This is a genomic window from bacterium, assembly GCA_020440705.1.
Classification (GTDB): Bacteria; Krumholzibacteriota; Krumholzibacteriia; order LZORAL124-64-63; family LZORAL124-64-63; genus JAGRNP01.
In genome coordinates, this window is sequence record JAGRNP010000171.1 from 1 (window position 1) to 6,293 (window position 6,293).

The 6,293-nt window shown below is 74.2% G+C and carries 3 protein-coding genes; 1 reads left to right on the plus strand and 2 read right to left on the minus strand.

All coding sequences use genetic code 11. The annotated features are described in order from the left end of the window. On the minus strand, window positions 1–2,420 hold a 2,420-nt coding region (locus KDM41_16785), incomplete at its 3' end, for a serine/threonine protein kinase (protein ID MCB1185083.1). Beyond that, window positions 2,413–3,015, minus strand: coding sequence for a sigma-70 family RNA polymerase sigma factor (locus tag KDM41_16790; protein MCB1185084.1), 603 nt, complete (start codon window positions 3,013–3,015; stop codon window positions 2,413–2,415). The genes KDM41_16785 and KDM41_16790, both read right to left, overlap by 8 nt. A 229-nt stretch (window positions 3,016–3,244) precedes the next feature. On the opposite strand from KDM41_16790, the gene KDM41_16795 reads away from it, so the two are divergent. Beyond that, a partial coding sequence (locus tag KDM41_16795) for a hypothetical protein (protein MCB1185085.1) occupies window positions 3,245–6,293 on the plus strand: 3,049 nt, incomplete at its 3' end.

The window sequence follows — 6,293 nt, forward strand, 5'->3', positions numbered from 1 at the left end:
AGGCGGCCCTGGGCCAGCCGCAACCGCGCCGTGCGCACGGCCGCCGTCGCCACGGCGGGGTGGTGGTCGCCGTAGCGCTGGGCGAAGAGGGCCACGACCCGGGTCTGGGCCGAGTCGGCCTCGGCGAGCCGTCCGGCCCGGAGATGCACTTCGGCCAGGCCGGCCAGGGCCATGGCGCGCACCGGATGACCCGGCGGGGTGCCCGACTGCGCCAGGCGCCAGGCCTCGTCGGCCGCCGCGCCGGCCTCGTCCAGGCGGCCGAGGCTGGCGCTGCTGATGGCGAGGTTCGTCAGGTTGCCCACCATGTCCGCCGGCGCCGTCTCCGCAGCCCGCCCCACCGCCACGGCCCGGGCGCTGTAGGCCGCGGACCGGGCGTCGTCGCCCTTGCGCATCATCAGGACGGCGAGGTTGTTCCAGTTGCGCGCCACCGACGGATGATTCTCCCCCAGGGTCCGCTCCCGGATCCGCAGGGCCGCCATGAAGTTCTCCTCGGCGGCGTCGTACTTGGCCTGCATGCCCAGCGCGATGCCGAGGTTGTCCAGGGTGCGGGCCACGTCCGGATGGTCGTCGCCCAGCCGCTTGCGCTTGATGGCCAGCGACGCCACGTAGAGGCTCTCGGCGGCCGCCGGATCGCCGAGCCGGCGATTCGCCACGGCCAGGTTGTTCAGGGTCGAGGCCACGTCGTAGTGGTCGGACCCGAGGATCTCCCGCTGCCGGGGCAGGATCTCGGCGAGCAGGTCCCGGGCCTCGGCGTCCTTGCCCAGCTTGATCCGGATGTCGGCCAGGTTGTTCATGATGACCAGCGCCTCGCGATCGACGGGGCGGCCGTCGCGGGTCAGGTTCCCCACGGCCATGACGAGCAGGCTCTCGGCCGCGGCCTCCCGGCCGGACGCGGCGAGGGTCGCGCCCCACACGCCGACGGCCCGGGCGGTGGCCGGGTCCTCGGGGCCGCCCCGCGCCTCCTGGCGGGCCGCCGCCTCGCGGGCCATCGCCTCGGCCTCTTCGACCCGCCCCTGGGCCAGCAGGTTCTCCGCCAGCTCCACCTGGCCGGTGAGACCCTGGGCCGCGGCCACGGGCCCCGCCAGACCGGCGCGCAGGGCCGCTTCACCCTCCGGATAGCGGCCGAGCCGCGAGTAGGCGCGCCCGACGACCAGGCGCATCTCGGCCTGCACGGCGGGCTGGCCGGCGAGGGCGTCGGCCTGGTCCAGGCCGCGGGCCAGCAGGTCGGCCACCTGCAGGGTGTCGGTGCCCGCCTGCCGCGGATCGCCGGCCCGGAACAGGTCGAGCAGGAAGCCGGTCACGGCGGTGGCGCGCAGGGCCTCGTCCTCGGCCTTGTCGCGGGCCCGCGCCGTGGCCGCCGCCTGCCGCACCGACGAGATCGCGAACGCCGTGGCCAGCATCGCCACGACGAGCCCGCCCGCGACGGCCGCCCGGTTGCGCCGCACGAACTTGCCCACCCGGTAGCCGACCGTCGCCGGCCGCGCCGTGACCGGCAGCCCTTCCGCGTGGCGGGCGAGATCGGCGGCCAGTTCGTCGGCGCCGGCATAGCGCGCCGCCGGCTCCTTGCGCAGGGCCTTCAGGCAGATGGTGTCCAGGTCGGGGTCGCCCGATCCCGGCGGCGGCGGATCGCGCCGGCACACGCGGTCCTCGATCTCCGCCGGAGCCGCCTGGGCCAGCTCGTAGGGGCGGCGTCCGGCCAGGATCTCGTAGAGCAGCACGCCGAGGGCGTACACGTCGGTGCCGGTGGTGATGGGCTCGCCGCGCACCTGTTCGGGCGCCGCGTACTCGGGCGTCATCAGGCGCAGGCCCGTGCCCGTGAACGGCACCGTGAAGCCGGTGTCGGCCGCGTCGGCGTCCAGCAGCTTGGCGATGCCGAAGTCGAGCAGCTTCACCGCGCCGTCCGGCCCGACCAGGATGTTCGAGGGCTTCAGGTCGCGGTGCACGACGAGGTGGCGGTGGGCGTGGTGCACCGCGGCGCACACGTCGCGGAAGGCGCGCAGGCGCTCGGCGCGCGGACGCCGCAGGGCCCAGGTCGTGAACGGCTCGCCGTCGACGTGCTCCATGACCAGGTAGGGCCAGCCGGTCTCGCCGACGCCGCCGTCGACGATGCGCGCGATGTGCGGGTGGGTCAGGTCGGCCAGGATCTGCCGCTCCATGCGGAAGCGGCGCGCGAGGCTCGTGTCGCGGCCGGGATGGCGCAGCAGCTTCACCGCCACCTGCGCGGCGTACTCGCCGTCGGCGCGCTCGGCCAGGTAGACGATGCTCATGCCGCCCTCGCCGATGGGGCGCAGCAGTCGCCACGGCCCGATCAGTTCGCCGGACAGGCCGTCGGCCGGCTCGCCGGCGAGGGCCGGACCGATGATCGGTTCGGCGCCCGCCTCGAGAAAGGCCTCGATGTCGTGCCGGCTGCGCCTAGTCATCGCCGTCGTCTCCCGCCGCCGACGCCCCGGCCGCCGGTTCCGCCAGGAAATCGGCCAGCCAGGCCTTGGCCCGCGTCCAGTCGGTGCGCACGGTGCGGTCGCTCACGCCGATCAGCTCGCCGATCTCCGCGTCCTTCAGGCCCACGAAGAAGCGCAGCTCGACCACCCGCGCCAGGCGCTCGTCCGTGGCGGCGAGCCGGTGCAGTCCCTCGTCCAGGTCGAGCAGCAGGGCGCCCTGGACGTCGGCCTGGAGTTCGTCCGGATCGAGGTCGGCCTGCTGCCGATCGCCACCCCGCTTGGCCGCCCGGCGCGCCCGATAGCGGTCGACCAGGATGTGCCGCATGGCCCGGGCCGCGGTGGCGAAGAAGCGCAGCCGATCGCCGGCCAGGACGGCCGTCTGGTCGATGAGCCGCAGGTACGACTCGTGCACCAGGGCGGTCGTGTGCAGGGTGGCGTCGGCCGCGTGGCGCCGGCGCTGGCCGCGCGCGATGCGGCGCAGCTCGCCGTAGACGGCCGCGTACAGTTCGTCGCGGTCGTCGGGGCGCCCGTCGCGGGCGGCGACGAGCAGTCGGGTCAGGTCCGGCCGGTTCTCCATGCCATTGAGGATAGCGGAATCGTGACCAATCCGGGACAATTTTTGTCATGTCATCTCTCCGCGGTCGCCGCAACGCCGGCCCCTCGCCGGCGCCGGGGCGGTGCCGCGTCGCCTCACCCGGGAAGACGCGAAACGCGGGCGGATCCGGAAGCGCTTCGCCGTGGGCGCCGTCGTCCGGTCGTGCTAGGATCGCGGCGTCACCCGAACCTCGCCGCCGTGAAGGGACCCGATGATCCCCACACCCCGAGCCGTCCGCGTCATCCTGTTCGCCATCGCCATCGCCGCCCTCGGGGCCGGACTCGCCCCGCGGGCCCGGGCCCAGCAGTACCAGGTGCGCACCTGGGAAGTGGCCGACGGGCTGCCCGGATCCGAGATCAAGAGCATCGCCCAGGACCGGGACGGCCGCATGTGGTTCACGACCCGGTCGGGCCTCGTCTCGCTGGACAGCGTGGGCTTCGAGAAGGCCGACCTGCCGGAGCTCTCCTACAGCGAAAGCGCGGGCCAGCTGCTGGTCGATCCGGCCGGCGACGTGTGGGCCCTGTTCTCCGGCACGCAGGCGGCCCTGTACCATTGGAACGGCCACGTCTGGGATCGGCACGCGGCGCCGCCCCACCTCGAGGGCAGCGTCTACAGCTTCCGGCACGGCGCCTTCGCCGGCACGCCCGACGGGCCCCTGCTGGCCACCGTCACGCGACGCGGCGACTTCGCGATCCGGGAAGGCGGCGGCTGGCGCGAGTGCCCCGACCTGCCGGTGCAGCCGGACTCGATCCGCACCCTGGCCGGCGCCGACGGACTCTTCTACGCCGGCACCTCCGATGGGCTCTACGTCATCCCGGCCACCGCGCCCGAGCGCGCGCGGGAGGTGGTCCTCGACACGCCGTCGCCCGGCGTGATGGCCCTGGCCTGGGAGGCCGGCACCCGCACCCTGTGGGTGGTCGGCGCCGACTGGATCGGCCACCTCGACGACGACGGTTTCATCCTCGACAGCCGCGACGCCCCCTTCCTGCACATCCCCGAGTACCCCGACGTGATCGCCGCACCCGACCGGCGGGGCGGTCTGTACATCGGCAACCTCGTCGCCCTCTACCACCACCGGCCCGACCGCGCCCTGGACCTGCTCGGCCAGCGCAACGGCCTGGTGATCGACGGCGCGACGACGCTCTTCGTCGACCGCGAGGGCGTCCTCTGGCAGGGCACCGAACGCGGCCTGTCGAAGCTCGTCAGCCGCCGCTTCGCCAACTACACCCGCGAGCAGGGGCTGCCCACGGCCGAGGTGACGGTCGTCATGGCGCGGGCCGACGGCGAAGTCGTCCTGGGCCATCGCCACCACCTGACCTTCTGGGACCAGGACCGCCGCGTCGTCTCCCTCGGCACCGTCGACCCCCGCGTGCGCATCATCGACATGGTCGAGGACCCCCACGACGGCAGCCTCTGGCTGGCCGGACGCGTGCTGGGTCTGGGCCACTACACCGAGGACGACGGTTTCACCTGGGAACGGCCCGACACGCCCGAGCCGACCCACGCCGTGGCCGTCGAGTTCGACGCCGCCGGACGCCTCTGGTACAGCGCCACCGAGGAGGTCTTCATCCGGGACCGCGAGGGACCCGACCGGCCCGTCGCGGTCGACTGGTCGCCGGGCGGCCGACCCTACTGCCGCGTCCTGGAGGCCCTGCCCGGCGGCGCCATGGCCCTCGGCACCACCAACGACGGCGTGTTCGTCGTCGCCCCGGACGGCGCCACCCGGCACCACCGCTTCCGCGACCCGGCCCAGGACCGCGCCAACAGCATCTACGCCCTCCACGGCGACCCGGACGGGACGCTCTGGGTCGGCACGACCGCGGGGCTGTTCCAGGCCCGCGGCGATTCCCTGGCCGCAGCCGTCCTGGCCGGCGAAGGCATCACCGATCCGGTGTACTTCGTCCTGCGCGACGCGGCCGGCCGCCTGTGGTGCGGCGCCAGCGACGGCGTGTACCGCTTCGACGGGCAGGAACTCGTCCACTTCACGGCCGAGACCGGCCTGGTCGGGCGCGAGACGAACCGCCACGCCGGCCTCGCTACCCCGGACGGCCGCGTCTGGATCGGCACCGACCGCGGCCTGTCCATCTACCGCGACGACCTCGATCTCTACCGGCCGCTGGCGCCGCGCGTCGTGCTCGACCGGCTCGAGGCACGCGGCCAGGTGTTCGGCCTGGACGCCGACGTGAGCGTGCCCCCCGGTGCCCGCAGCCTCGTCTTCCGCTACCGCGTGCTGACCACCGCCGGCGACAGCCGCCTGCGCACCCGCACCCGGCTCGTCGGTTTCGACGACGCCTGGCCGGCGCCCGACGACGCCGGCAACCAGGAGCTGCGCTACACCAACCTCGAGCCGGGCGACTACCGCTTCGAGGTGCAGGCCGCCGGCTCCGGGCAGCCGTGGAGCGACGTCGTCACCTCGGGCGTCATCACGGTGCCGGGTCCGGTCTGGCAGCGCGGCTGGTTCATCGCCCTGGTCGCGGTCCTGGGCCTGGCCTTCGTGGCGAGCGGCGTGGTCCTGCTGATCCAGCGGGCCTACACCCGCCGTCTGCGCGCCGAGGTGGAAGGGCAGGTGGCCGAGAACCTGCGCATCCAGACCGAGCTGCAGCGGGCCGACAAGCTGCGCTCGCTGGGGGTGCTCGCCGGCGGCATCGCCCACGACTTCAACAACCTCCTGACGGTGATCCTCGGCAACCTGTCCCTCCTGGCGATCGCGCCGGGCCTGGAGGCCGACGGCCACGGCCGCGTCGAGACGGCCACCGGCGCCCTGCACAAGGCGCGGCACCTGGCCAACCAGCTCCTGACGTTCTCGCGGGGCGGCGCACCCGTGCTCAGGGTGGGCTCGCTGGCCGATGTCATCGACGAGTCGGCTTCGTTCGTGCTGCGGGGCGCCGACGTGAGCTGCACCTCGGACCTGCCGGACGACCTCTGGCCCGTGGCCCTGGACAGCGACCAGATGAACCAGGTCGTCAACAACCTGCTGCTGAACGCGCGGCAGGCGGCGGCGCCCGGCGGCGCCGTGCGCATCGTCGGCCGCAACCTCCCGGCCGCCCCGGCCGGGCTGCAGGCGGGCCGTTATGTCGAGATCCGGGTCGAGGACAACGGTCCGGGCATCGCGCCGGCCGACCTGCCCCACGTCTTCGACCCCTACTTCACCACCAAGAGCAGCGGCAGCGGCCTGGGCCTGGCCACGGCGTACAGCATCGTCGAACGGCACGGGGGCCGCCTCGAAGCCCTCTCGCCGGCGGGAGGCGGGGCGGTGCTCC